Below are 25,314 nucleotides of genomic sequence, written 5' to 3'. Positions count from 1 at the left end.
GCCGATCAGACGCTCACGCCCAACGCCTTCCATTCGCGCAGTGCCTGAGCATCGCGCGGGGTGACGTCGGGATATTCGGCGTCCTCGCCGACGGTCGGCGAGATCTTCCAGGAGCGGGCGCATTTGGTGCCGACCGCCTTCTCGACCACGACCGCGACGCCGGGCACGGCATCGAGGCGGAACGCGCTCGCCGGCGCCTCGCCCTCGCGCACCTCGTAGTTCGAGGTGATGCAGACTTCGGCGAGATCGACATCGAACAGCGTCATCATCATGTCCCTGTCGGCGACATAGATCACCGGCGAGGCCTCCAGCGACGAGCCGATGTTCTTGGCCGCGCGCTCGAGCTCGAGCGCGCCGGTCACGACGCGGCGAATGTCGCGGATCGTCTCCCACTTTGCGGCGAGCTTGTCGTCGCGCAGCTGCTCGATGTCGGTCGGGAACAAGGTCAAATGGACCGACGGCTCCGCGTTGGGGCGGAACATCCGCCAGGCCTCATCCGTCGTGAAGCTCAGGATCGGCGCGAGCCACTTCAAGAGAGCATCGCACAACAGCTCGATGGCGGTGAGCGCCGCCTTGCGCGCCACCGAGGACGGCGGATCGCAATACAGCGTGTCCTTGCGGATGTCGAAGTAGAACGCCGACAGCTCGGAGTTCATGAAAGCCGACAGGCTTGCGACCACGGTCTTGTAATCGAACGCGGCATAGGCCTTGCGGATGGTTTCGGCATGGCCGGCCAGCTCGTGCAGCATCAGCCGCTCGAGCTCGGGCATGTCGGCATAGGCGACCTTCTCGCTTGCCTTGAAGTGATGCAGCGTGCCGAGCATCCAGCGGAGCGAGTTGCGCAGCTTGCGATAGGTCTCGATGGTGTTCTTCAGGATCTCCGGGCCGATGCGCTGGTCGTCGGCATAGTCGGTGGCGCAGACCCACAGGCGCAGGATGTCCGCGCCGGAATCCTTGATCACCTTCTGTGGCTCGACAGTGTTGCCGAGCGACTTCGACATCTTGCGGCCGTTCTCGTCGAGCGTGAAGCCGTGGGTCAGCACGATGTCATAGGGCGCGCGGCCGCGCGTGCCGGCGCTTTCCAGCAGCGAGGAGTGGAACCAGCCGCGATGCTGGTCGCTGCCTTCGAGATACATCACGGTGTCTTCGCCGCCGTCGACCTTGCGGAAGATGTTGCCGAGCTGCGGGAAGTTCTGGCGATCCTCGAGCACGAAGGCGTGCGTGGACCCGGAATCGAACCAGACGTCGCAGATGTCGTCGACCTTCTTCCAGTCTTCGCTCGCGCGGGAGCCGAGGAAGCGCTCGCGGGCGCCGTCCATGTACCAGGCGTCGGCGCCTTCCTCCATGAAGGCTTCCGCGATGCGCTGGTTGACGATCTCGTCCTGGAGGATCTCGGCAGAGCCGTCGGCCTTCTCGCGCACGAATACGGCGATCGGCACGCCCCAGGCGCGCTGGCGCGAGATCACCCAGTCCGGACGATTGGCGATCATGCCGTTGATGCGGTTCTCGCCCGACGGCGGCACCCATTGCGTCACCGAGATCGCATGCAGCGCGCGGGCGCGCAGCGTGTCGCCCTTCTTCGCATGACCGTTCTCGCTGACGTCCTTGTCCATCGCGATGAACCATTGCGGCGTGTTGCGGAAGATCACCGGCTTCTTCGAGCGCCAGGAGTGCGGATATTGGTGCTTGAGACGGCCGCGCGCGAGCAGCTTGCCGCCCTCGATCAGCGCCTTGATCACGGCCTCGTTGGCGTCGCCCTTCTCGCCCTTGTCGTTGAGCACGCGCTTGCCGGTGAAGCCGGGGGCCTGTGCGGTGTAGGCACCGTTCTCGTCGACGGTATAGGGGATCGCAGTCGAGATGCCGCGCGCATCGAGCTCGCGGGTGTTGGCCATCCAGACGTCGAAGTCCTCGCGGCCGTGGCTCGGTGCGGTGTGCACAAAGCCGGTGCCGGTGTCGTCGGTGACATGCTCGCCGGCGAGCAGCGGCACGATGAACTCGTAACCGCCGCCGAGGCCGCGCAGGGGATGGGCGCATTCGACCGCGTCCAGCGTGTCGCCGGGAATGTCGCGCACCTTCTCGTAAGAGGTGACGCGCGCCTGTTTGAACACCTCTGCGGCCAGCGCATCGGCCAGGATCAGGAGATCGCCGGTCTTGGCCCAATTGTCGGCGGGCGCGTCCGTGACCTTATAGAGGCCGTAGGCGATCTTCGGCGAGAACGAGATGGCGCGGTTGCCCGGCAGCGTCCAGGGCGTCGTGGTCCAGATCACGACCGAGGCATTGGCGAGCGCGCCATGCGCAGGCGAGGTGACCGGGAATTTCGCCCAGACCATGTCGGAGGTGTAGTCCTCGTACTCGACCTCGGCTTCCGCGAGCGCGGTCTTCTCGACCACGCTCCACATCACCGGCTTGGAGCCGCGATAAAGCGTGCCGTTGGCCGCGAACTTCATCAGCTCGCGCGCGATCTGCGCTTCGGCCGGATAGCTCATGGTTTGGTAGGGATGATCCCAATCGCCGATGATGCCGAGGCGCTTGAACTCCTCGCGCTGCACGTTGATCCAGTGCGTCGCATAGGCACGGCATTCTTTCCGGAACGCCACCATCGCGGCGGAGTCGCGGAAATCGGGCTTCTGCTTGCCCTTCTTGCGGTAGTTGTCCTCCTCGATCTTCCATTCGATCGGCAGGCCGTGGCAGTCCCAGCCCGGCACATAATTGGAGTCGAAGCCGAGCATCTGCTGGCTCTTGGTCACGACGTCCTTGAGGATCTTGTTCAGCGCATGGCCGATATGGATATTGCCGTTGGCGTAGGGCGGGCCGTCATGCAGCACGAATTTGGCGCGGCCTTCGGCGTCCTTGCGCAGCTTGTCGTAGAGACCGATGTCGTTCCAGTATTTCAGGATCTCCGGCTCGCGCTGCGGCAGGCCGGCGCGCATCGGGAATTCGGTCTGCGGCAGGAACAGGGTCTTCGAATAGTCTTTGGCTTCAGACTTTTGGGACTTTTGCGGCTTTTCGGACATGAGGCTGACTGGCTCGGAAGGGCGCGGGAACGGATGGCGATTGGGAATCGCGGGGTGAAACGTCAAAATCCCGGTCTTGCGCCGAGCCTTCAGGCTCAGGCGGAAGCCGGGCCGCTAATCCCTATGATGCGCCGCGCAAACATGGGCCCTCCATAGCAGCCGGGCGAGGCAAGCGCAAAGGTTCGGCGGGCCGGATTCGGGCCTCAATCGATCACGCCGAGCCGCGGAAACGCGTCGGGGGCGGCGGCCAGCATGGCGCGGGCGCGGGCGGAATCGTCGTCCATCTGGCGGATCAGGGCCTCCAGGCTGTCGAATTTCAGCTCCTCGCGGATGAAGCCGACGAAGGCACAGTCGAGCGTCTGGCCGTAGAGGTCGCCCTTGAAGTCGAACAGGAAGATTTCCAGGAGGGGCGCGCCATTATCAAAGGTTGGGCGGCGGCCGAAGCTCGCCACCCCATCCAGCCGCTCAGGCCCGCGGCCGACCCGCACCGCATAGATGCCGTGCTTGAGCCCGCAATTGGCATCCAACTGGATATTGGCGGTGGGGTAGCCGAGGTCGCGGCCACGCTTCTCGCCGTGGATCACCTCGCCGGTGACGAACCAGGGCGCGCCCAGCATGGTGGTGGCATCATTGAGCAGGCCTTCGGCGAGCGCGATCCGGATCGCGCTGGAGGACACTGGCCGCTCGTCGATGTCGATATGCGGCTGCACGTCGACCTCGATGCCAAGCCGGGGCGCCTCGTTGACCAGCAGGCTCGGCGAGCCGACGCGACCTTTGCCGAAATGGAAGTCGTAACCGACCGCGATGCCGCTGACGCCGAGGCGCCCGATCAGGTCATGGTGAATGAAGTCTTGCGCGCTGGTGCCGGCGCGCGCCTTGTCGAAGGTCATGACCACGGCGCCGGCGAGCCCGGTGCCGGCCAGTAGCCGCAGCTTGGCCCGTTCATCCGTCAAGCGGAATTGCGGGGTGTTGGGGCTGAAAAACCGCCGCGGATGCGGCTCGAAGGTCAAGGCCAGCGCAGGGCGGCCATGCGCCCGGCCCATTTCCAGGGCCGCGGCGATCACGGCCCGATGGCCGAGATGAACGCCGTCGAAATTGCCCATGGCGACCACGGCGCCCCGGGGAATGGCGGAATCCGGCGTGCTGTCGCGGATAACGGTAAAAGGCGGAGCCATCAGGGGAATTCTCGGAGCCGGCGGGACCGGCCGGGACCGTGGCGCGACCGGCCGGATGAAGTCAAGCGGGAGGGTGCGGCCGAATTGAACACGATTTCAATTCTTCGAAGGCGTCCCCAGTTAACGGGCTGTTTAACGCCTTGATGCTAGTCCTTGATCGTGGAACCGCCGGGCTCCGGTCTGGCAGGTCCGATCGTAATATTCCTGGGTATGCGTTGGGGGAGTCGAGATGGCGGTTGATTTGTCGATGCCGGTTCTGGTGGTGGATGACTATAGCACCATGATCCGTATCATCCGGAATCTGCTGAAGCAGCTTGGCTTCGATAATATCGATGATGCCAGCGACGGTTCGGCGGCGCTGAACAAGATGCGCGGCAAGAAGTACGGGCTCGTGATTTCCGACTGGAACATGGAGCCGATGACGGGCTACGACCTGCTGCGCGAAGTGCGCGCCGATCCGAACCTCGCCACCACGCCGTTCATCATGATCACGGCGGAATCGAAGACCGAGAACGTGATCGCGGCCAAGAAGGCCGGCGTGAACAATTACATCGTCAAGCCGTTCAACGCGGCGACGCTGAAGACCAAGATCGAGGCGGTCTTCCCGGACATGGCGAGCGCGTAAGCGCTAAAGCTGCCAGCTGAATTCGGAGGGCCCGGGCTTTGTCCCGGGCTTTCTGTGCTGGGTTCGTCATTCCGGGTTCGCGCTTCGCGCGCCCCGGAATGACAGAGCTAGAAAATCACCACTTCAATTCGCGCATCAGCGCCTTCGGCGGATGGCCGAACAATTCCATCACCGAGTTCGGGTCGAGCTGGTCGAGGCCCTCGAACTCCTCGGCATGGATGCCGCGGGTGACGAACAGGCAGTCGATGCCGAACTCACGCGCGCCGGTCAGGTCGGTGCGGACGGAATCGCCGATCGCCAGCACCTTCTTCCGGTCGATCATATGGCCCTGGCGTTCGCCGGCGAGCCGCATCGCGCGCTCGTAGATCGGCCGGTGCGGCTTGCCGTAGAAGATCACCTCGCCGCCGAGCTCCCGATAGAGCTCCGCGATGGCGCCGGCGCAATAGATCAGCCGGTCGCCGCGCTCCACGACGATGTCGGGGTTGGCGCAGACCAGCGTCAGCTTGCGCTCGCGCGCCTTCAGCATCATGCCGCGATAGTCTTCCGCCGTCTCGGTCTCGTCGTCATAGAGGCCGGTGCAGACAATGTAGTCGGCCTCTTCCAGCGGCGCGGTGGTCGCATCGAGGCCGCGGTAGATCGAATTGTCGCGCTCGGGGCCGAGCCAGAACATCTTGCTTCCGGGATGCTCGGCGACATAGAGCCGAGTCAGATCGCCCGATGACACGATGGCGTCATAGGTCTCGTCGGCGACGCCGAGCTTGCGCAGTTGCCGCTGCACGGAGTCGGCCGGGCGCGGCGCGTTGGTGATCAGGATCACCGTACCGCCGCGGCTGCGATAGGTATGCAACGCCTCGCAGGCTTCGGGGAAGGATTCGAGGCCGTTATGAACCACGCCCCAGATGTCGCTGAGCACGACCTCGACGCCGCCCACGAGCTCGCGCAGGCCTTGGGCGAAATGCAGCGTGGTCATGACGTGTGTGGCCGATCAGATGCGGCGCGCGAGCGCGGCGTTACCGGTGATGCGCTGTGACGGAGCTGCGGCTGACGTCGCGCTTGGGCTGGGGGAAGCGGAGCCATTGGATCCCTGAATGTCCTGCGCCTGGTTCGGCGCGGCCCCGCCGGTAGCAGATGCCCCCTCCGGCCGCAATGGCCGGGGCGGCGCGAACAGGAAGCCCTGGCCGAACCGCACGTCATAGTCGAGCAGATCGACCACGGCGCGCTCGCCCTCGATCCGCTCGGCGATCAGGTCGATGCCGAAACGGCCGAGCAGGTCGGAAAGATCGGACGGGTGGATGTCGGAGGCCGACGCCTGCCTGGGGTCGAGCAGCAGCGTCGCCGGCACCTTGATGAAGCGCACGCCACGATCGGCGAGCTCGCGCGGCTCGATCCTGAGATCGGTGACATGGTCGATCGAGAAGCGGAAGCCGCGCTGGGCGAGCGCGGCGAGGTTCTCGGTCTCGGCCGGGCCGAGATTGCGGAAGGTCGCCTGCTTGAACTCCAGCACCAGCGAGGGCGCCAGCGCCCGGTTGGCTTCGAGGAAGTCGAGGCATTGCGCGAAGGTGGTGGAATTGCCGAGCGTGGAGGCCGCCACGTTGCAGAACACGCCGACATCCTTGTTGCGCACCATCAGGCGCCGCAGCACCTGCACGCAGCGCAGCATCACCATGTTGTCGATGCGCCCGATCAGCCCGGAGGCCTCGGCGATGCTGATGAACTCCTCGGCCGCGATCAGCTGGTCGCGCTCGTCGCGCACCCGCGTCACGGCTTCGTAGAACCGCACCTTGCGCTGCGGCAGCGTCACCATCGGCTGAAGGAAGATGTCGATGCGGTTCTCGTCGACCGCGTTGCGCAGCGTTGCCAGCATTTGGGTCTGGTTGCGGCCACCGGCGGGAGCCTGATGGGCGGTCTGGGTATGGACCGCGGGTGCTGCCGGGCGCGATGGCGGAGTGGCAAGCGGGGGAGGTGCGACCGGCTTCTGATCGAACGGTGCGGCCAGATCGATTGGCGCCTCCGCTTCCAGACTTGCGACGGGAGCGGGAGAGGGCAGTGGCGCCGCGCCGGCCAGGAGATCCTCATGCGCCGACACTGTGGTGGCGAGCTGCTTGACCAGCCCGCCGAGCTCATTGATCTCGCCGACCACCGACTGGATGCGGTCGGAGTTGGTCGAATTGGACGAGGCGATACGTCCCTCGATCGCAGCGAGGCGGCGGCCGAACTCGGCGACCTGGCGGGCGAGGTCGGCGGTGCCGCGCGAGAGGTCGGCGATCTGGCCGCCGACATCGCTGCGGTCGCGCAGCCGCATCGACACCGCATTGTAGAGGATCAGGAAGGTCAGCGCGGTCAGCGCCACGATCGCGGATTCGGTTCCGCTGATGCCGGCGACCGAATAGAGCACCAGCCCGAGCGAGGCGGCGACCAGAACCATGCAGATGGCGATGAAGATCGTCGAAATGCGAATCATGCCGCGCGTTACGCCTCAAAGAGCTGACTGCCTCACCCCGGGAAAACACGGGTCGCGGTCCGAACCCCGTCACGCCTCATGCTCCCCCAAGCCGCACGAGCTTAACATCATTGTTGATTCGAGGGGATAGCGGCCTCGTAGCTGCTTATTTCAATCCGGCGCGGCGAAAGCCCTCGAGGTAGTGCTCGCGGTCGGCGGCGAGCTTGATCGGCATGAACTCGGCGATCCAGGCCAGCGACACGTTCGGCTGGGCGCGGCGGAGTTCCTCCAGGGCGGCATGGGCGATCCCGGCTTGCCCGGCCATGCCCGCGGCCGCGGTCAGCACCCGGTGTGCGCCGACGAAGTCGCTGCGCTGGCGCAGGGATTCCTGGGCGAGGCGGATGGCTTCCGGGTAGTCGCTACCGAGGAAGCGGGCATAGGCGGCGATGCCGAAATAGACGGGGGCATAGGGATCGCGCGGACTGAGGCGGATCGCCCTGCGCGCCGCCTCGTCGGCCTCCTGCCAGCGGCCGCAATAGCTCAAGGCCAGTCCATAATAGCCCTGTGCCAGCGCAAAATTCGGATTGAGCTGCAGCGCGGTCTCGAATTCGGCGAGCGAGTCGTCGAACCGCCGCGCGAACAGGTTGACGTGGCCGAGCGCGTTGTGCGCCCAGGCATCCTCGTCGTCGGCGCGGATCGCGGCGCGCGCCGCGCGCTCGGCGGCGGTGATGGCGCTCGCCATCTCCATCCAGCCCATATGCGCGGTGAACATGTAGCTGGTGCCGAGCAAGCCGAGCGCCTTGCCGTAGTTCGGGTCGAGCGCGATGGCCTTTTCGAGCAGCGCCTGCGCCACCACATGGTCCTGCCGCGTCACGCGCCAGTAGTGCGACAGCGCGCGCATCACGAGGTCCCAGGCGTCCATGCTGTCGGGCGGTTTGCGCTCGGCGCGAAAATTTTCGGCGGCGTAAAGTTGCGGCTCGATCGCGGCGACGATGGCTTCGGTGATCTCGTCCTGCACGGCGAAGACGTCGGCGAGCTCGCGGTCGTAGCGCTCGGCCCAGAGATGACTGCCGGTGGCGACGTCGTTGAGCTGTGCGGTGATGCGGACGCGCTCGCCGCCCCTGCGGACGCTGCCTTCGACGACATAGCGCACGCCGAGCTCTTCGGCGACCTGTCGCAGATGCACCGTGCGGCCCTTGTAGATGAAGGAGGAGTTGCGCGCGATGACGAAGAACCAGCGCAGCTTCGACAGCGCGGTGATGATGTCCTCGCTGATGCCGTCGGAGAAATAATCCTGCTCGGCCTCACCGCTCATGTTGGTGAAGGGCAGGACGGCGATCGCGGGACGATCAGGCAGCGGCAGTCCGGTCGGCGCTGCGGTCGTGGGCGCCAACAAGACCGCCGGCTTCGCTGCATCCGAGCGCTCGATCACCGCGCCGACGAAGCGCACGCCCTTGCGTGCGATGGTGCGGATCAGCCGCTGCTCCTCGCCATTGTCATTGACCGCGCGCCTGGCGGCATTGATCCGGCTGGTCAGGGTCGATTCCGAGACGACGCGGCCGTTCCAGACCGCGTCGAGCAGATTGTCCCGCGTCACCACGCGCTCGCGGTTGCGGACGAGATAGATGATGAGATCAAACACCTGAGGTTCGAGCGCGATGAGCGCATCCGCCCGCCGCAATTCGCGGCGCTCGGGATCGAGCACGAAATCCTCGAACTGAAACGTCACAATCCCTCCTCGGCTCCCGCGCGGAAATCAAGGCGGCCTCAGCGTAAAATAACGCCGCTCTCAAGGCCAGCGATGCGCATGCGCCCTATCGTCCCGGCGTTTTCAACCCGCAGGAGATTGCTCATGTCGACATCCGCCGCACTCAAGCCAGCCACACCCGATCTTGCCGCCGTCAAGCAGCGCCAGCACGGCGCCTGGTCGTCCGGCGACTATGCCGTCGTCGGCACCACCTTGCAGATCGTCGGCGAGCAGCTCTGTGAGGCACTCGACATACGCGCCGGCAGCAAGGTGCTGGACGTCGCCGCCGGCAACGGCAATGCGACATTGGCCGCAGCACGGCGCTGGTGTGACGTCACATCCACGGACTATGTGCCGGCGCTGCTCAAGCGCGGGCAGGAGCGCGCGGCGGCGGACCATCTGACCGTCGAATTCCGCGAGGCGGATGCCGAGGCGCTGCCGTTTGCGGACAACAGCTACGACGTCGTGCTCTCGACCTTCGGTGTGATGTTCACGCCGGACCAGGACAAGGCGGCCTCCGAGCTCGCGCGGGTCTGCAAATCCGGCGGCAAGATCGGCCTCGCCAACTGGACGCCGCAGGGTTTCATCGGCCAGCTCTTCAAGACGATCGGCAAGCATATCGCCCCGCCGGCAGGCGTGAAGTCGCCTGCGCTGTGGGGCACCCCAGCTCGGCTCGAGGAGATGTTCGGCAGCAAGGCTTCCGAGATCGTGGCCGAGCCGCGCATGTTCGTGTTCCGCTACCGCTCGCCGGACCACTGGCTCGAAATCTTCAAGACCTTCTACGGGCCGACGCTGAAGGCGTTCGCCGCGCTCGACGAGAGCGGCCAGGCCGCGCTGAAGCGCGATCTCATGGCGCTGCTCGGCGAGTTCAACCATGCCGATGACGGCACGATCGTCGTGCACAGCGAATATCTGGAAGCGGTCATCACCAAGCGCTGAAATCGAGTGTGGTCAGGCCGGATCAACTCCGGCCTGATCGTTGTCCTCCGCTAGAACGGCGCGGTGGCGCCGACCGTGTCGGCCGAGACCGCCTCGCGGCTGCCGAGCGGCTTGGGGCGACCGGTCGTCGTGTCGCGCAGGGTCTGCCGCTCGATCTCCGAGTTCAGCTCGGCGCCGAACATGATGACGATCGCCGACATCCACATCCACATCATCAGGCCGATCGCCGCACCAAGCGAGCCGTAGGTCGCGTTGTAATTGGCGAAGGACGAGAGATACCAGGACAGCAGCGACGAGCCGGCGATCCAGAGAATGGCGGCGGTCAGCGCGCCGGGGCTCAGCCATTGCCAGCGCGGCGCATCGCGGCTTGGCGCGAAGCGGTAGAGGACGGCGAGCGCGACCATGAGAATCAGGAACAGCAGCGGCCAGCGCGCCAGCGCGACGATCAGCTTGCTCTCGGGGGCGATGCCGAGATGATCGAGCGCGAGCGGGAAGGCGACCACGGTGCCGACCATCACCAGGAGCGCGACGATGCCACCGACCGTGAAGGCCAGCGACACCAGGTTCAGCTTGATGAAGCTGCGCTTCTCGCGCTCCTCATAGGCGACGTTGAGCGCGTCGAAGATCGCCTTGACCCCGGCATTGGCGCTCCAGATCGCGAGCACGAAGCCGAACAGGAATGTGGCGCCGAGCGCCGTGTTGCCCTTCGACACCACGCGCCCGACCTGCTCCTCGACGATCTCAAACGTGCCCTGGGGCAGCATCATTGCCAGCTTCTGGAGGTTGTCGCTGATGGTGGCGGGATCGGCGAATAGTCCGTAGGACGAGACCAGCGCCGTGACGGCCGGAAAGATCGCGAGCAGGCCGAAGAACACGACGCCGCCGGCGGTGGCGAGCAGGCGATCGTCGTCGATGCGCTGATAGGTGCGCCAGAAGATGTCCTTCCAGCCGGCCCAGGGAATCGCGAACGGGCTTTTCGAGCGGCGGCCGTGGCCGGGCTGCGTCGCCGCGCTGGCCGGGCTGGTTTCCGGTGAGTTCGCCTCGCTGTTGCGGTGATCCTGCGGAGGTCCCGGACGGATCAGGCCGGAGTCCTGAAAGTAGCGCTCCGCCGTCAGCACGAAGACGGCAGTGGCCGCCACCAGCAGCCAGCTGTCGATCTGCTCGGAGCGCCGCACCAGCATGTCACGTCTCCATCCTTTGCCCGTGGCGCCGCCGGCGCGCGGCCGTGACGCCCAGCAACCCCACCGCCGCGAGCATCAGGCCGAGCTGCACGGGCCGGTTGGTGCGAACCGGCCGGCTCCTGTTGCCATGGCCGCGTTCGCCGGGTGCGAGCGGCGCGGGAGGATCGTCGTCGCCACCTCCTTCACGGCCTGCTTGACCGTTCCGCGCGGGATCCGCGGCGTCGCGATCGCCACGCGCAGGCGGCTCGCAAGCGGCACGATCGGCTTGGCCTTGCGCTTCATCTGCGCCATCGCGATTCCGGCACAGACCGCGGCCAGCACCAGCAGCACGGCGGCGACGGCGCCAAAGCCCCAGAATTGCCCGTAGGTGATCGCGACCCAGCGGTACAAGGCGACCAGCCCGACGAAAAATGCTGCGACAACGAACAGGCCGGCGACCGCGAACAGCCCGCCGGCCACGGCGTAGGATGTCACCTTGCCGGTTGCGTGGCTGGTCTGGTCACGCAGATAGGATTGAGCGGCGCGTTTGACGTGATTGAGCTTGAGCGCCACGCCGGCGCGTAACAATTCGCCCGATGGCGCGAGCATGCGGACACCCTCCGAGAGCGAGACAATGCATCGGGGGATGAACGTGGCCGAATTTGACTTGTTCCGTTGGACCGTGATCGCCGCGACGGATCAGCCGAGGTCGGCGGCCGAAATCCAGAATACCTCGCCTTCGGAGTCTTCCGTGTCCAGCCACAACAGCGGCAGTTCCGGGAAGGCTTCGTCAACCAGTTCGCGGCCGCGGCCGATCTCGCAGATCAGGCCGCCATTCGCCGTGAGATGATCGGGCGCGTCCTGCAGAATGCGGCGGACGACGTCCAGGCCGTCTGCCCCGCCATCGAAGGCGAGTTTTGGCTCGGCCCGGCATTCAGGCGGCAGCGCCGCCATGCCTTCGGCATCGACGTAGGGCGGATTGGTGATGATGAGGTCATATCTGGCATCGCCGAGCGGGGCGAACAGATCGCCGCGGTGGAGCGTGATGCGGTCATCGAGCCCGTGCTCGCTGACATTGCGCGCGGCGACCTCGAGCGCGCCCTTGGAGACGTCGACGGCATCGACCGTGGCGTTCGGGAAATGATGCGCGGCGAGAATCGCAAGGCAGCCCGAGCCGGTGCAGAGATCGAGCACGCGCTCGACCCCCGTGGGGTCGTCGATCAGCGAGCCGGGCTCGCCGTCGCCGCCGAAATGCGAATCCAGCAGCTCGCCGATGAAGGAGCGCGGAACGATGACGCGCTCGTCGACATAGAACGGCAGGCCACGCATGTAGATCTTGTTGACGAGATAGGCCGTCGGCTTCCGCGTGGTGATGCGCTGATGGATGAGATCGAGCAGGGTCTTGCCTTCCGCCGCCGTGACGCAGGCATGGCCAAAGATCTCGAACTGGTCGGGATGCAGATGCAAGACTTCGCAGACCAGGAACACGGCCTCGGCGACCGGATCGGTCGTGCCGTGCGCGAAGGCGAGCTTGGCCTCGGTGAAACGGCTCACCGCATAGCGGACGAAATCGATCAGCGTGAGCAGCTCGCCGCGAACGACCTTCGCGAGCTTGGGTGCCGCTTTCGCAAGTTTCGATGCGGCGCGGCCGCGCGTTGTTCTTTTCGATGCTCTTGCCATCAGGATTTCGTCCAGCGTGCGGCGGCCTCGTCGTCACGGGCGTGGGCCTCGACCCAGCCGGTCCCGGTGGCGCTCTCTTCCTTCTTCCAGAACGGGGCGCTGGTCTTGAGGTAATCCATCAGGAACTCGGCCGCCTCGAACGCCGCCCGGCGGTGTTGCGAGGCGGTGAGCACCAGCACGATGTTCTGGCCGGGCATGAACCGCCCGACGCGGTGGATGACCGTGACGCCGTTGAGCGGCCAGCGCGAGATGGCCTCGTCGACGTGGCGCTGGATCTCTTCCTCCGCCATGCCGGGATAGTGCTCGAGCGTGAGCGCCGAGATCTTCGAACTGTCCTCATCGGCGCGGCAGATGCCGGAGAAGCTCACGACTGCGCCGATGTCGGTGCGGCTCTTGGTCAGGACCGCGATCTCGCGCGCGATGTCGAAATCGTCTTCCTGGATGCGGATGGTGACGGGGCAGGTCATGAGCCTAGCCGCCGGTCATCGGCGGGAAGAACGCGATCTCGCGGGCGCCTGCGATCGCGGCGTCGGCCTTGACGTGGGCGTGGTCGATCGCGGCGCGGATCACCTTGGGCTTCTCGAAGGCATAGGCGTAAGCCTCGCTTTGGCCGGACAGCCAGGCGATCAGCTCCTCGACGGTGCGCACTGTTGCGGGCGGCTCGATGGTCTCCTCGGCCTTGCCGATGCGCTCGCGCACCCAGGCGAAGTATTTCACCTTCATCCCTCATCCTCCTTGATGAGGTGGTGGATGCCGGCGCGGAAATAGTCGTAGCCGGTGTACATGGTCAGCAGCGCCGAGGCCCAGAGCAGGACGAGGCCGATCAGCGAGACCACGGGGACGACCTCATCGCCGGCGGGACCTGCGAGCAGGAAGCCGATGGCGACGAGCTGAACGGTGGTCTTCCATTTGGCGAGCTTGGTCACGGGCACGCTGACGCGGAGCGCGGCGAGATATTCGCGCAGGCCCGAGACCAGGATCTCGCGGCACAGGATCACGATGGCGGCCCACAGCGACCAGCCATGGATGATGCCGTCGGCGGCCAGCATCAGCAGGCAGGAGGCGACCAGCAGCTTGTCGGCGATCGGGTCGAGCATCCGGCCGAACGCCGATTGCTGATTCCAGATCCGCGCGTAATAGCCGTCGAGATAGTCCGTCACCGCGGCGCCGATGAAGATGGCGACCGCGACCCAGCGCAGCCACAGCGGATAGTCCATGATCGACTGCGCATAGATGCATCCGACCACGACCGGGATCGCGGCGATCCGGCCATAGGTCAGGATGTTCGGGAGGGACATCGCGCGGCTGGTCGTCCCTCGTGTCGTGGCGATGTTCATCCGTCCTACCAATACCGCTGATGCCCTGAGGTCAACTGCTCCTCCCACTTGGGGTACGGGATGCGACGACCATATGACCCTGTCCCCTTTAGTTCATCCCGGCTGGGGATGGAAATACTCGAAAATCCGGCGGGCGCTCTCGGCGCTGACCCCCGGAACCTTGCCGAGATCGGCGATCGAGGCCCGTTCGATCTCCTTCAGGGTTCCGAAATGGTGCAGCAAGGCGCGTTTGCGCGACGGGCCGATGCCCGGAATCTCCTGCAAACCGGCCTCGCGGATGTCCTTCTTGCGCAGCTTGCGGTGTGAGCCGATGACGAAGCGGTGGGCCTCGTCCCGCAGCCGCTGGATGAAATAGAGCACGGGATCGCGCGGCTCCAGCTTGATCGCCTCGCGCTCCGGCATGAACAGGGTCTCGCGGCCGGCATCCCGGTCCGGCCCCTTGGCGACCGACATCAGCGACACCTGGGTCAGGCCGAGATTGGCAAAGATCTCCCGGACGGCGTTGAGCTGGCCGCGGCCGCCGTCGATGATGACGAGATCGGGCCATTGCGGGAAGTCGTCGTCTTTCGCCTTGCCGGAGGCGTCCTCGGGCGGATTGATCAGGCGCTTGAAGCGGCGCTCCAGCACCTCGCGCATCATGGCGTAGTCGTCGCCCGGCGTGAGCCCTTCCGACTTGATGTTGAACTTGCGGTACTGGTTCTTCACGAAGCCGTCGGGACCCGCGACGATCATGGCGCCGACCGCGTTGGTGCCCTGGATGTGGCTGTTGTCGTAGACCTCGATGCGCTTGGGCGCATGCGGCAGGCTGAGCGTGGTGGCCATCGCGTCGAGCAGGCGGCTTTGCGTCGCGGTGTCCGCGAGCTTGCGGCCGAGCGCCTCGCGCGCATTGGTCAGCGCGTGGGCGACCAGCTCCTTCTTCTCGCCGCGCTTGGGCGCGGTGACCTCGATCTTGTGGCCGGCCTTGATCGACAGCGCGTTGGCGAGCAGCTCGCTCTCCTCGATTTCGTGCGAGAGCAGGATGTTCTTCGGCGGCGGCTTGTCGTCGTAGAACTGGGCGAGGAAGGAGCCCAGCACTTCCTCGGGCGTGAAGGTCTTCTCCGCGCGCGGGAAATAGGCGCGGTTGCCCCAGTTCTGGCCGGTGCGGAAGAAGAACACCTCGACGCAGGAGAAGCCGCCCTCCTGGTGGATGGCGAACACGTCGGCTTCCTCCACGGTGCGCGGATTGATGCCCTGCTGCGACTGGATCGCCGACAGCGCAGCGAGGCGGTCGCGGTAGAGCGCGGCGCGCTCGAATTCGAGCTCGCCGGAGGCCTTCTCCATCTCGCCGGCAAGCTCCTGCTTCACCGCATGGCTCTTGCCGGAGAGGAAGTCGGTCGCTTCGCGCACCAGCGTCGTATAGCCGCCGAAGTCGATCTCGCGGGTGCAGGGACCGGCGCAGCGGCGGATCTGGTACAGCAGGCAGGGCCTTGTGCGGCTCTCGAAGAAGGAGTCCGTGCAGGAGCGGATCAGGAACGCGCGCTGAAGCGCGGTGATGGTGCGGTTGACGGCGCCGGCGGAGGCGAACGGGCCGAAATAGCGCCCGGGCCGGGTCTGCGCGCCGCGATGCTTGAGGATCTGCGGCGCCCAATGGTCGCCGGTGATCAGGATATAGGGAAACGATTTGTCGTCGCGCAGCTGCACGTTGAAGCGCGGCCGCAGCTGCTTGATGAGATTGGCTTCCAGCAGCAGCGCCTCGGTCTCGGTGTTGGTCGAGACGATCTCCACGGTCACCGTGGCCGCGATCATGCGCAGGATGCGCGCCGGCTGCGGCGCGCTCTGGCGCGCATAGTTCGACAGGCGCTTTTTGACGTTCTTGGCCTTGCCGACATAGAGCACGTCGGCATTGGCATTGAGCATGCGGTAGACGCCGGGCGAGGTCGGGGCGAGCCGGACCGCGCGCTCGATCGCCTCATGGCCGGTCGCCAGCGGGCCTTCGCCGACCGCGCCGCTCTCTTCGAGGATGTCAGGCAGCAGCGCGTCGTCCTCGTCCTCGCCGCCGGTGGTGGCGGGATCGAGGTCCGGCGGCGTCAGGCTCCGTCGGCAAGGCGGGCCGGTTTGCGCGCGCGCTCGTCCGGACTGTCGGGGGAATCGTGAACCATGGAGCGAATTTAGGCGCTGGGGGTGCCGATTTGAAGTTCCGGCCATGCCGCACGCACAGGCTGGCGGCGCAGTTCCCGGTAACGCTTGCTTAAGCCTGTTAACAGCGCGGTAACCCGGCTTAACAGGCCTTTTACTTAAAACTCTCGATAAATCTTACGCGAAAAAGTCGTGGTTCCGTAACCATGCGGTGGTCTCGCGCGGCGGCGCGGGCATCGCGGGGGACGGCAGTTGTGTTGGAGAGTACCGATGAAGTGGTTCGTTGTGGGCGCAGCCGCGTTGGTTGCAGCCGGCTGGACAGCTTCGGCAGAGGCCGCCGATCTCAATTACGGGCAGGGTGCGCCTTACACCGTCAATCAGCCCCTCAACGCGTATAGCTGGGCCGGTCCCTATCTCGGCGGCAACATCGGCTATGAGTGGGGCTCGGTCGACAACAATCCGGCAAAGCCGTCCGGCTTCGTCGGCGGCGTGCAGGCCGGCTACAATTTCCAGAACGGCCCGTGGGTGTTCGGCGTCGAGGGCGACATCCAGGCAGCCGGCGCCGACGACACGTTCGCGCCGTGGAAGTTCTCCAATCCGTGGTTCGCACGCTGCGCGGGCGCGGCGGCTATGCGTTCAGCAACGTGCTGTTCTACGGCACCGCCGGCCTCGCCTTCGGCGAGCTGCGCGCGCAGACTTTCGGCTGGACCGAGTCGCACACCAGCGCCGGCTGGACCATCGGCGCAGGCGCCGAAGTCGGCCTTGCGCCGAACTGGAGCGCGAAGCTCGAATATCTCTACATCAATCTGTCGACGAGCCAGTTCGCAATTACAGGCGTGTCCAACGGCTATAGCGCCAGCGTTGTGCGCGCAGGCGTGAACTATCACTTCTGATAGCTGAAGAAGAAAATACCGGACACCACCTCCCGGCCGCGCGCGGCCGGGATTTTTTTTAGTCAGGCGCGCTAGGAGAGGATGACCAAGTTAACCGCCTTCGGTCCCTTCCCCTTCTTGTCCGGTTCGACTTCGAAAGTAATACGCTGTCCTTCGGCAAGGTCCTTCAATCCCGCCCGCTCAACAGCGGTGATGTGAACGAAGACATCGCGACCGCCGTCGTCCGGCTTGATGAATCCGTAGCCGCGCTCGCCGTTGAAGAACTTAACCGTTCCCGTCATGGCCATCGGGAAACTCCCCCTCATTGCTCCTCCGTCGCGACGCAGACTCACGTCACGACATGACCGGGCCTTACGAAGCCCGGGAGCTGGCCATCCTTGAGCGGACCGTGCAGTCCGGTCGGATCTTTCTTAGGCCTTCACTCCGCCGCAACCATTCGCGGAAGCGGAACGTAAAGCCAGTCACGCAAACAGCATAATACGGTTCGTCGCAGATTGACTACCGCTCCTGCATCTTTTTCCCAAGAATGCCGGAGTGTTACGATCGAGGTACCTCTAATCGGAATCTGGCAGCGCCGCCCTGGCCGAGCGGCATTTCCAGCTCGGGCAGGATGGTCTTGAGCTCGCCTTGCAGCGTGTAGGGGGGATTGACAATCAGGAGTCCCGTGGATGTGAGCGCTGCGCCATCAAGCTGCGGCGCGACACTGAATTCGAGACGCAGACGTTTTCCCGGAGGCTTTGCTGCGGCTGCGAGCCGCGCCACCGATTGCGCCAGCGTGTCGGTGGCGCGCCGATTCTTGGCCGGATACCAGATTACATAGATACCGGTCGGCCATTTCGCGAAGGCGGCTGCGAAGGCTTCGCCGAGCTTTTCGAACTCATCTTTGGCCTCGAACGGCGGATCGATCAGCACGAGGCCGCGGCGCTCCTTCGGCGGCACGAAGGCCGGCAGCGCAACCCAGCCGTCGAGATCGACCACGCGCGCCTGTTCGTCGCGGCGCAGCACGTCGATCAGTGCCTTGCGCGCCTTCGGCTCGAGCTCGCAGGCAACGAGCCGGTCCTGCGGCCGCAGCAGGCCGCGCGCGATCAGCGGCGAGCCCGGATAAGCCTTGAGCTCGCCCTTCGGATTGAAGGCGCGGACGATGTCGAGATAGGGTTTCGTCAGCGCCGCGGTCTCGTTCGACAGACGCGCCTGCATCAGCCGCGCGATGCCGGTCAGCCACTCGCCGCTGCGCCGCGCCTCGTCGCTTTCGAGATCGTAGAGACCGGCGCCGGCATGGGTGTCGATGACGCGGAACGCCCCCGGCTTGTCCTGCAGGTAGGTGAGAATGCGCGCGAGCACGATGTGCTTGATGACATCGGCGAAGTTGCCGGCGTGGAAGGCGTGGCGGTAGTTCATGGCGCAGAGTTACGACATCGCGCGATGAAAGTAACTGCCGTCATTCCGGGGCGGTGCGCTAGCGCCGAACTATGGTGCGCAATTGCGCACCCGAGAATCTCGAGATTCCGGGTCTGGTGCTAACGCACCATCCCGGAATGACGACGAGAGCGTTGTGCCTCAACCGCCCCTGATCGGCGGCATCGTCACCTGGTCGCGGCGGCAGGCGCGGCGGTCGGTTTCCTCGCAGGCGCGGAATTGCAGATCCTTGCTGAGACAGATGCGCACTTCGGATAGCCGCGTCCGGTTGCAGGTGACCGAGACGGCGGCATTGCTCAGGCCTGGATTGGCCCTGATGAAGGCCTCCTCGACCTCCGCCGGCGCCACGGTCTTGGCCTGCGACAAGTCGAGATACTCGGCCGGAATCTTGATCGCGGCGCGCGCCTTGCGGATCGTCTCGAAATAGCTGCGGCCTTCGAGGCCCGAGCAGGTGCCGTGCTTGTCCCACTCGTTGAAGATCAGGCCCGGCGCCGGCATCAGATCGAGCATCGAGGAGACGATGTTGCGGTTCAGCCGCGGCGCCGGCCGCTGGCAATATTCGGGGAAACCGCTCTCATATTGCGGCCACAGGCCGTGCACCACGAAGGCGTAGGGTCGTCCGCTGCACTGGATCTGGGAGCGGCCGCCACGCTCCGCCGCCTCCTCGCAGAACGAGGGCGACCATGACAGCGATAGCACATAGAAATCGAATTCGCCGGGCGCGTTCTGCCGCTTGTCCTGGGCCTTGGCGCCGCCGGCCAGCATGACCAGCCCGGCAGCCAGGGTCAGCGAGATCATCAGGCGGGAGAACGAATGCAATCTGGAATGAAACATGGCGACGCCCCTCAACTAGACTGTGCAGTCAGCCTAGCAGGCGATAAGAACATTTCAAGAACAAAATTGATGCGAGCCACGTTCGGCCGCTTGATCGGGCCGAATCAGGCTTCTCGAATTACTGTCTGGCGGCGCGGCAGGCCGGATTGTAGGCCCAGTTGCGGTCGAGCCCGACCACGCACCATTCGACACCATTGCCGTAGCCGGCAAAGCCGCCGTCCTCGACGATCGAGAAATGCACCTTGCGCACCTTGCCGTCGTTGAGCATGGCATCGCCGGTGCAGTAGCGGCGCGGAATGTTGTCGGACTGCCAGGGCCGGAAGGCGACCTCGTGAACGGCGGCGAAGCCCGTGATCTTCAACGGAGAATTCCAGAACGAGCTTTCCTTCTCCCAGAACTGGCTGGCGATCGTCGGCAGCGCCCTGTCGCAATCGGCGACGGCGCCGTCATAGCGCGGCCCGCTCAGCCAGAAGTTCAGCTCGAGCGGATTGGCGGCCTTGGCCTCGCCGAGCGACAGCGCTCCGAACATGAGGCCGAACACGGCGGCGAAGCGGAGCGATTTCAGGGAGAGGGCGCGCATGGGCAATCCGGACAGCTGGTCTTGCGAAGGTGGGACGGTGCCGCGAAGGCCGGGCGGGGTCAAGTGCAGCGCGGCAACACTTGGCAAGGAGTTGACCGTAAGGGCGCGCCCGGCAGGGCTTGGGTTCTTTTCACTTCCATCCCGGCGCCGTAAACTGGCGCCAACCAATTGGAGTAACGGGAATGCGAATCATTGCGGCCGCGGGCCTTCTCGCCCTGGGTATTTTGGCGAGCCAGTCGGCGCGTGCTGACCTCCTTCCGGTCCCGCCGTTCAAGGGGAACGACACCGGCGGCATCATCGCTTATTCGATGGCGACGCAGGTCGATGCCCGTCAGGTCGCGGTCGATCACTGCGCGCGCTACGGCAAGGTCGTGAAATTCCTCGCGGTCCAGGCCTATGAGGGCGGCTACATCTCGTTCTCCTGCCGCTGGGTGCCCTATGGCGCCGCCGAACGGCCGATCCGCACGCTGTACTGAGGCGTCGGCCTAGCGCCGCCTCTCTCAAAGCCGGGAGCCTCCAACATGACGCGCAAACTCGCTTTGCTCGGCTCAAGCCTTTGCCTCGTCCTGTCGGCGGGCGCAGCCAGCGCCGACGACCTGCCGGTGCGCAAGGCCGGTCTCTGGGAAATGAAGATGGTCAGGAGCGGCTCGGCAATGCCTGAGATGACCATGCAGCACTGCACCGACGACACCGTCGACAAGGAGATGAGCAACAACGTCTCCCCGATGGCCAAGCAGATCTGTTCCAAGCAGGACATCAAGAAGACCGCGACCGGCTATGTCAGCGATTCCGAGTGCAACGTCGCCGGCATCAGCACGACCTCGCATGCCGAGATCACTGGCGATTTCAACTCGGCCTACACTGTGAAGACCTCCTCGCACGCGCAAGGCGGCGCTGCCGGTGCCGCGGGCCGCGATACCTCCATGACGTTAGAGGCGAAGTGGCTGGGCGCCTGCAAGCCGGACCAGAAGCCCGGCGACATCGTGATGCCCGGCGGCTTCAAGATGAACGTGCGCGACGTCGATAAGCTGAAGGCGCTGCTGCCGAAATAGGGCTGTCGTCCTTCCCCTCTCCCCTTGTGGGAGAGGGTGGCTCGCCGCGAAGCGGCGAGACGGGCGAGGGGTCTGTCTCCGCGGCGCCAGCTACACCGGGATCCTCACGCTCGCTCTCAATCCCCCCATCGGGCTGTCGCCGAGCGTGATGTCGCCGCCATGGGAGCGGGCGATGTCGCGGGCGATCGCCAACCCCAAGCCGGTACCGCCTTCGTCCTGGTTGCGGGCGTTGTCGAGCCGCAGGAACGGCTTGAACACTTCTTCGCGCAAGTGAACGGGAATGCCCGGGCCGTCGTCGTCGACGGTGACGGTGAGATAGCGGTGATCGCGCTGGCCGTTGATGGCGATCGCCTTGCCGTAACGCGCGGCGTTGGTGACGAGGTTGGCGAGGCAGCGCTTGAACGAGGCCGGCTTCACCGTCACCACGGGCAGGCCGTGGAACGCCACGGTCGCGGTGTGGCCGTGGCGCTCGGCGTCGCTGCGCAGCTCTTCGAGCGCCTGCGCCATGTCGGTCGGCTGCGACTGTTCGCCGGAATCGCCGCGGGCAAATGCGAGGTAATCCTCCAGCATCATTGACATCTCGTCGACGTCCTTCCGCATGCCCTCGAGCTCGGGATTCTCGCCGATCAGCGCCAGCTCGAGCTTGAAGCGGGTCAGGATTGTGCGCAGGTCATGGCTGACCCCGGCGAGCATCGCGGTCCGCTGCTCCATGGTGCGCTCGATGCGCGACTTCATCTCGATGAAGGCGACCGCCGCGCGCCGCACCTCGCGCGCGCCCCTGGGTCTGAAGTTCGGGGCTTCGCGGCCCTTGCCGAAACTTTCCGCAGCGTCGGCAAGGCGCAGGATCGGCTTGATCTGGTTGCGCAGGAACAGCACTGCGACGATCAAGAGGATCGAGGATGTGCCGACCATCCAGAACAGGAAGATCTCCGAGTTCGAGGCATACGCCGCACTGCGCTGCGCGAACACGCGCATCACGGCGTCATCGAGCTGGATGCGGATCTCGACCAGGTTGGAGCGGCCGACCGTGTCGATCCAGAACGAGCGGCCGATCTGGCGGCCGAGCTGCACTGACAGCGTCTGGTCGAGCAGCGAGAAGAACGGTTTCGGTCCCGGCGGCGGCATGTCGCCGGCGGGCAGGAAGTCGACCACGAGGCCGAGGCGCTGCTGCGCGATGCGGCGGATCTGGTCGCGGTCCTTGTCCTGCGGATAGCCCTTGTAGACATCGATCAGCGCGGCGATGTCCTGCACCACCGCGGCCGACAGGCGGCGCGTCACCGTGTTCCAGTGCCGCTCCATGAACACGAAGGCGACGACCGATTGCAGGATCACCATCGGCACGATCATGATCAGCAGCGCGCGGGCATAGAGGCCGGTCGGCATCCAGCCCTTGAACGCATTGCCCATCCAGCCATTGGCGGCCGAGACGCGGCCGGCGGCGCTCTTGAGCAGCGTCAGGCCGGTATCGATCGTGCTCATCGCTCGCGCTTCACTGATTTATGGCGAGGCCACCAGGCGGTAGCCGATGCCCCGCACCGCCTGGAGGAACAGCGGATTGGCGGGATCGGTCTCGATCTTGCGCCGGAGGCGGTTGATCTGCACGTCGACGGCGCGTTCGTTGACGCTGCCATTGCCGGTCAGCGCGCTGCGCGGCACGGTCTCGCCCGGTGTCTCCGACAGGATCCGCAGCATCTCGCGCTCGCGGTCGGTGAGGTGGATGACCTCCTCGCCCTGGCGCAATTCGCCGCGTTCGAGATGGTAGACATAGGGGCCGAATGCGATCTTCTCGACCGCCGCGGTTTGCGGCGGCGGGGCGGCGCGCTTGAGGATGTTGTTGATGCGCAGCGCCAGCTCGCGCGGCTCGAACGGTTTTGCCACGTAATCGTCGGCGCCGATCTGCAAGCCTTCGATGCGGGCTTCCGCCTCGTGCCGCGCGGTCAGCATCACGATCGGCACCGAGGACGAGGTCCGGATGAAGCGGGCGAGATCGAAGCCGGTTTCGCCGGGCATCATGACGTCGAGGATCAGCAGATCGAAATGCAGACTCATCAGCTTTGAACGCGCGTCGCTGGCGCTGGCGGCGGTCGAGACGCGGTAGCCTTCGGCCGCGAGGAAGCGCGACAGCAGATCGCGGATGCGGCGGTCGTCATCGACCAGCAAAAGATGCGGGGCGTCGTCGGCCGGTTGCACCGGCGGTCGGGCGAGCGTGGCAGCGAGCGGCACGGTCACTCCTTGCTGTCTTGATTGACGGAAGCGAAGATCGTCTCCAGCACCTTGTCCGGATCGTCGCGGTCGATCATCGCGCGCAGGAAACGCTTGACGGTCTCGGCGTCCTGCGGCGCCATCTCGGCGAGCGCTTTCGTGATCCGCGTGGTCTGGAGCCCGGCGAGCTTCTGCACCAGCGCCTCGCCCTTGGGCGTCGCGTAGAGCAGGCGCTGGCGGCGGTCATTGTCGCCGGTCTTCTGCACGATGTAGCCCTCGTCCAGCAGCTGCTTGAGCACGCGGCCGAGCGATTGCTTCGTGATCCTGAGGACGTCGAGCAGGTCGGCAACCTTCAGGCCGGGATAGCGATAAACGAAATGCATGACCCGGTGATGGGCCCGGCCGAAGCCGAACGCCTCCAGCTCCTGGTCGGGATCGCCGACGAAATCGCGATAGGCGAAGAACAGTAGCTCGATGATATCCCAGCGCAAATTGCCTCCGTCGCCTACGGCTGGCCGCGGCTCGGCGGCGTCTTGAGAGGGAGTCGCGAAATTTATGTCAGGCATATTGACGTATCTTGGGTTCAATGTTACAAAACGATCGACCCGTACGAAACTTTAGATCGTTTCGTATCGGGTGGCATCGAAGCAGAACGGCCGGAGTGAGCCGGACAGGCGGCGACGGCCGGAGCAGATCTACCGTGCGATTGTCGAGCGGCATTTCGGCAAAACATACTGGACTTCCGCCTTCCGCAAAAGCATGTCCTCGGCGACATGCTGGCCACGGAAACCGGCCGTAACATGGCTGGCGGCGGTCCGGCCAGTAACCCAATCAAGCCAGCCGGGCCCGGAAGCGGGCAGGCGGGCGCACGAAGCAGCGCCGCGACCGGCAGCGGGAGGCAAGGACATGAGCATGAAATTCGACATCCAGCCCGCATCCAATCCCACGCCAGAGAAGGACCGCGTCGCCAAGCTGGTGGACCCCGGCTTCGGGCGGGTCTTCACCGATCATATGGCTGTGGTCCGCTACAACCAGGCAAAGGGCGGCTGGTACGAGGCGAAGATCGAGGCGCGCGCCAACTTCCAGCTCGATCCGGCCGGCGCCGTGCTGCACTACGCCCAGGAAATTTTCGAGGGCCTCAAGGCCTACAAGCGCGACGACGGCGGCGTGAACCTGTTCCGTCCCGACGCCAATGCGCGCCGTTTCAAGGACTCCGCCGATCGCATGGCGATGGCGCAGCTGCCTGAGGACGTCTTCATCGAGGCGGTCGAGCAGGTCGTGCGCATCGATCGCGCCTGGATGCCGGGCGGCGAGGGCAGCCTTTATCTCCGCCCCTTCATGATCGCGAGCGAGACCTTCCTCGGCGTCAAGCCGTCGTCCGAATACATCTTCGCGGTGATCGCTTCGCCTGTTGGATCCTACTTCAAGGGCGGACCCGCGCCGGTCTCGATCTGGGTCTCGGAGAATTACACGCGCGCTGCCGTTGGCGGCACCGGCGCCGTCAAGTGCGGCGGCAATTATGCCGCGAGCCTGCGCGCCCAGGCCGAAGCGATCCAGCACGGCTGCGATCAGGTCGTCTTCCTCGACGCGGTCGAGCGCCGCTACATCGAGGAGCTCGGCGGCATGAACGTGTTCTTCGTGTTCGACGACGGCTCGCTTTCGACGCCGCCGCTCGGCACCATCCTGCCCGGCATCACCCGTGACTCCATCATCAAGCTCGCCCGCGATGCCGGCAAGACCGTGCGCGAGGAGTCGTACTCGCTCGACCAGTGGCGCAAGGATGCGGCCTCGGGCCGCCTGAAGGAAGCGTTCGCCTGCGGCACCGCAGCCGTGATCTCGCCGATCGGCAAGGTGCGCTCGGTGAGCGGCGATTTCGAGATCTCGGGCGGCGCCGCCGGCCCCGTCGCCATGGGCCTGCGCAAGCAGCTCATCGACATCCAGTACGGCCGCACCAACGATCCGCACAACTGGATCCGCAAGGTGTCGTGAGACCAAGTTGCGCGTTCCCCTCTCTCGCGCGGGAGAGGGGAAATGCGCAAGGTTTGTGGCTTATTGCGCACTGAACGTGCTGCTGCCGACAAGCGACAAAGCCAGGACACAACTAG

The 25,314-nt window shown here is 65.4% G+C and carries 22 protein-coding genes and 3 pseudogenes; 6 read left to right on the top strand and 19 right to left on the bottom strand.

Features of this window, described 5'->3' with window-relative positions; translation table 11 throughout:
• Nucleotides 1-5: 5 nt before the first annotated feature.
• Nucleotides 6-3,014 carry an isoleucine--tRNA ligase gene (ileS, locus tag FOM02_RS14325; RefSeq protein WP_027563058.1) on the bottom strand — a complete coding sequence of 1,003 codons (3,009 nt, stop codon included), beginning with the start codon at nucleotides 3,012-3,014 and terminating at the stop codon, nucleotides 6-8.
• 203 nt (nucleotides 3,015-3,217) lie between these two features.
• Entirely contained in the window at nucleotides 3,218-4,189 is a 972-nt protein-coding gene (locus FOM02_RS14320; protein WP_027563057.1) for a bifunctional riboflavin kinase/FAD synthetase, read from the bottom strand.
• A 229-nt stretch (nucleotides 4,190-4,418) separates the two neighbouring features.
• On the opposite strand from FOM02_RS14320, the gene FOM02_RS14315 reads away from it, so the two are divergent.
• Nucleotides 4,419-4,814 (top strand): response regulator, encoded by a 396-nt coding sequence (locus FOM02_RS14315; protein WP_027551917.1) that lies wholly within the window; start codon nucleotides 4,419-4,421, stop codon nucleotides 4,812-4,814.
• Between the two features lie 115 nt (nucleotides 4,815-4,929).
• Here FOM02_RS14315 and FOM02_RS14310 read toward each other — a convergent pair whose 3' ends face one another.
• The 3 genes from FOM02_RS14310 to FOM02_RS14300 form a co-directional block, all read right to left on the bottom strand.
• Nucleotides 4,930-5,784: a TIGR01459 family HAD-type hydrolase gene (locus FOM02_RS14310; protein WP_027563056.1), complete on the bottom strand. Its 855-nt coding sequence runs from the start codon at nucleotides 5,782-5,784 to the stop codon at nucleotides 4,930-4,932.
• A gap of 15 nt (nucleotides 5,785-5,799) precedes the next feature.
• Nucleotides 5,800-7,275: an EAL domain-containing protein gene (locus tag FOM02_RS14305; protein ID WP_027563055.1), complete on the bottom strand. Its 1,476-nt coding sequence runs from the start codon at nucleotides 7,273-7,275 to the stop codon at nucleotides 5,800-5,802.
• A 145-nt stretch (nucleotides 7,276-7,420) separates the two neighbouring features.
• Nucleotides 7,421-8,983: a winged helix-turn-helix domain-containing protein gene (locus tag FOM02_RS14300; RefSeq protein ID WP_027563054.1), complete on the bottom strand. Its 1,563-nt coding sequence runs from the start codon at nucleotides 8,981-8,983 to the stop codon at nucleotides 7,421-7,423.
• Nucleotides 8,984-9,106: 123 nt separating this feature from the next.
• Between FOM02_RS14300 and FOM02_RS14295 the strand changes: the two genes are divergently transcribed.
• Nucleotides 9,107-9,940, top strand: a complete 834-nt coding sequence (locus FOM02_RS14295) for a class I SAM-dependent methyltransferase (RefSeq protein WP_027563053.1) — start codon at nucleotides 9,107-9,109, stop codon at nucleotides 9,938-9,940.
• 50 nt (nucleotides 9,941-9,990) lie between these two features.
• Here FOM02_RS14295 and FOM02_RS14290 read toward each other — a convergent pair whose 3' ends face one another.
• The 7 genes and pseudogenes from FOM02_RS14290 to uvrC form a co-directional block, all read right to left on the bottom strand.
• A complete protein-coding gene (locus tag FOM02_RS14290; RefSeq protein WP_027563052.1) occupies nucleotides 9,991-11,121 on the bottom strand; it encodes a YihY/virulence factor BrkB family protein in 1,131 nt (376 codons plus the stop codon).
• A 1-nt stretch (nucleotide 11,122) separates the two neighbouring features.
• Nucleotides 11,123-11,709: pseudogene (locus FOM02_RS14285) on the bottom strand (phage holin family protein).
• Nucleotides 11,710-11,799: 90 nt separating this feature from the next.
• Nucleotides 11,800-12,780 carry a 50S ribosomal protein L3 N(5)-glutamine methyltransferase gene (gene prmB / locus FOM02_RS14280; RefSeq protein ID WP_027563050.1) on the bottom strand — a complete coding sequence of 327 codons (981 nt, stop codon included), beginning with the start codon at nucleotides 12,778-12,780 and terminating at the stop codon, nucleotides 11,800-11,802.
• Nucleotides 12,780-13,247, bottom strand: a complete 468-nt coding sequence (locus FOM02_RS14275; RefSeq protein ID WP_027563049.1) for a molybdenum cofactor biosynthesis protein MoaE — start codon at nucleotides 13,245-13,247, stop codon at nucleotides 12,780-12,782. The genes prmB and FOM02_RS14275 overlap by 1 nt, the downstream gene beginning before the upstream one ends.
• A 4-nt stretch (nucleotides 13,248-13,251) precedes the next feature.
• Nucleotides 13,252-13,503 carry a molybdopterin converting factor subunit 1 gene (gene moaD / locus FOM02_RS14270; protein ID WP_027563048.1) on the bottom strand — a complete coding sequence of 84 codons (252 nt, stop codon included), beginning with the start codon at nucleotides 13,501-13,503 and terminating at the stop codon, nucleotides 13,252-13,254.
• On the bottom strand, nucleotides 13,500-14,117 hold the full coding sequence (gene pgsA / locus FOM02_RS14265; protein WP_027563047.1) for a CDP-diacylglycerol--glycerol-3-phosphate 3-phosphatidyltransferase: 618 nt from the start codon (nucleotides 14,115-14,117) through the stop codon (nucleotides 13,500-13,502). The genes moaD and pgsA overlap by 4 nt, the downstream gene beginning before the upstream one ends.
• 93 nt (nucleotides 14,118-14,210) lie before the next feature.
• Nucleotides 14,211-16,255: pseudogene (gene uvrC, locus FOM02_RS14260) on the bottom strand (excinuclease ABC subunit UvrC).
• Nucleotides 16,256-16,502: 247 nt separating this feature from the next.
• On the opposite strand from uvrC, the pseudogene FOM02_RS14255 reads away from it, so the two are divergent.
• A pseudogene (locus FOM02_RS14255) lies at nucleotides 16,503-17,125 on the top strand (outer membrane protein).
• Nucleotides 17,126-17,196: 71 nt separating this feature from the next.
• Here the strand turns inward: FOM02_RS14255 and FOM02_RS14250 are convergent.
• The 4 genes from FOM02_RS14250 to FOM02_RS14235 form a co-directional block, all read right to left on the bottom strand.
• Nucleotides 17,197-17,412, bottom strand: coding sequence for a cold-shock protein (locus tag FOM02_RS14250; protein ID WP_008544396.1), 216 nt, complete (start codon nucleotides 17,410-17,412; stop codon nucleotides 17,197-17,199).
• A 250-nt stretch (nucleotides 17,413-17,662) separates the two neighbouring features.
• On the bottom strand, nucleotides 17,663-18,523 hold the full coding sequence (locus FOM02_RS14245) for a 23S rRNA (adenine(2030)-N(6))-methyltransferase RlmJ (protein WP_027563044.1): 861 nt from the start codon (nucleotides 18,521-18,523) through the stop codon (nucleotides 17,663-17,665).
• A gap of 159 nt (nucleotides 18,524-18,682) precedes the next feature.
• A complete protein-coding gene (locus FOM02_RS14240) occupies nucleotides 18,683-19,375 on the bottom strand; it encodes a ribonuclease T2 family protein (protein ID WP_027563043.1) in 693 nt (230 codons plus the stop codon).
• Nucleotides 19,376-19,493: 118 nt separating this feature from the next.
• Nucleotides 19,494-19,955 carry a hypothetical protein gene (locus tag FOM02_RS14235; RefSeq protein ID WP_027563042.1) on the bottom strand — a complete coding sequence of 154 codons (462 nt, stop codon included), beginning with the start codon at nucleotides 19,953-19,955 and terminating at the stop codon, nucleotides 19,494-19,496.
• Nucleotides 19,956-20,137: 182 nt separating this feature from the next.
• Here FOM02_RS14235 and FOM02_RS14230 point away from each other — a divergent pair, with 182 nt between their 5' ends.
• Both FOM02_RS14230 and FOM02_RS14225 read left to right on the top strand, forming a co-directional pair.
• The gene (locus FOM02_RS14230; RefSeq protein WP_027563041.1) at nucleotides 20,138-20,431 is read left to right on the top strand and encodes a hypothetical protein; all 294 of its coding nucleotides are present in this window, start codon (nucleotides 20,138-20,140) and stop codon (nucleotides 20,429-20,431) included.
• Nucleotides 20,432-20,476: 45 nt separating this feature from the next.
• Nucleotides 20,477-21,007 carry a DUF3617 domain-containing protein gene (locus FOM02_RS14225; RefSeq protein ID WP_265441843.1) on the top strand — a complete coding sequence of 177 codons (531 nt, stop codon included), beginning with the start codon at nucleotides 20,477-20,479 and terminating at the stop codon, nucleotides 21,005-21,007.
• Between the two features lie 90 nt (nucleotides 21,008-21,097).
• On the opposite strand, the gene FOM02_RS14220 is transcribed toward FOM02_RS14225, so the two are convergent.
• From FOM02_RS14220 to FOM02_RS14210, 3 genes are read right to left on the bottom strand one after another with little or no spacing between them, the layout of a single operon-like run.
• Complete coding sequence (locus FOM02_RS14220) at nucleotides 21,098-22,486, bottom strand: ATP-binding protein (RefSeq protein ID WP_027563039.1); 1,389 nt, start codon at nucleotides 22,484-22,486, stop codon at nucleotides 21,098-21,100.
• Nucleotides 22,487-22,504: 18 nt separating this feature from the next.
• The gene (locus FOM02_RS14215; RefSeq protein ID WP_027563038.1) at nucleotides 22,505-23,236 is read right to left on the bottom strand and encodes a response regulator; all 732 of its coding nucleotides are present in this window, start codon (nucleotides 23,234-23,236) and stop codon (nucleotides 22,505-22,507) included.
• Nucleotides 23,233-23,775, bottom strand: a complete 543-nt coding sequence (locus FOM02_RS14210; protein ID WP_027563037.1) for a MarR family winged helix-turn-helix transcriptional regulator — start codon at nucleotides 23,773-23,775, stop codon at nucleotides 23,233-23,235. Before FOM02_RS14210 ends, FOM02_RS14215 begins: the two co-directional genes overlap by 4 nt.
• Before the next feature lie 340 nt (nucleotides 23,776-24,115).
• On the opposite strand from FOM02_RS14210, the gene FOM02_RS14205 reads away from it, so the two are divergent.
• Nucleotides 24,116-25,198 carry a branched-chain amino acid aminotransferase gene (locus FOM02_RS14205; protein WP_027563036.1) on the top strand — a complete coding sequence of 361 codons (1,083 nt, stop codon included), beginning with the start codon at nucleotides 24,116-24,118 and terminating at the stop codon, nucleotides 25,196-25,198.
• Nucleotides 25,199-25,314 lie beyond the last annotated feature (116 nt).

The organism is Bradyrhizobium sp. SEMIA (assembly GCF_014844175.1).
GTDB classification, from domain to species: Bacteria; Pseudomonadota; Alphaproteobacteria; order Rhizobiales; family Xanthobacteraceae; genus Bradyrhizobium; species Bradyrhizobium arachidis.
This window is presented reverse-complemented; position numbering and strand designations above follow the sequence as displayed.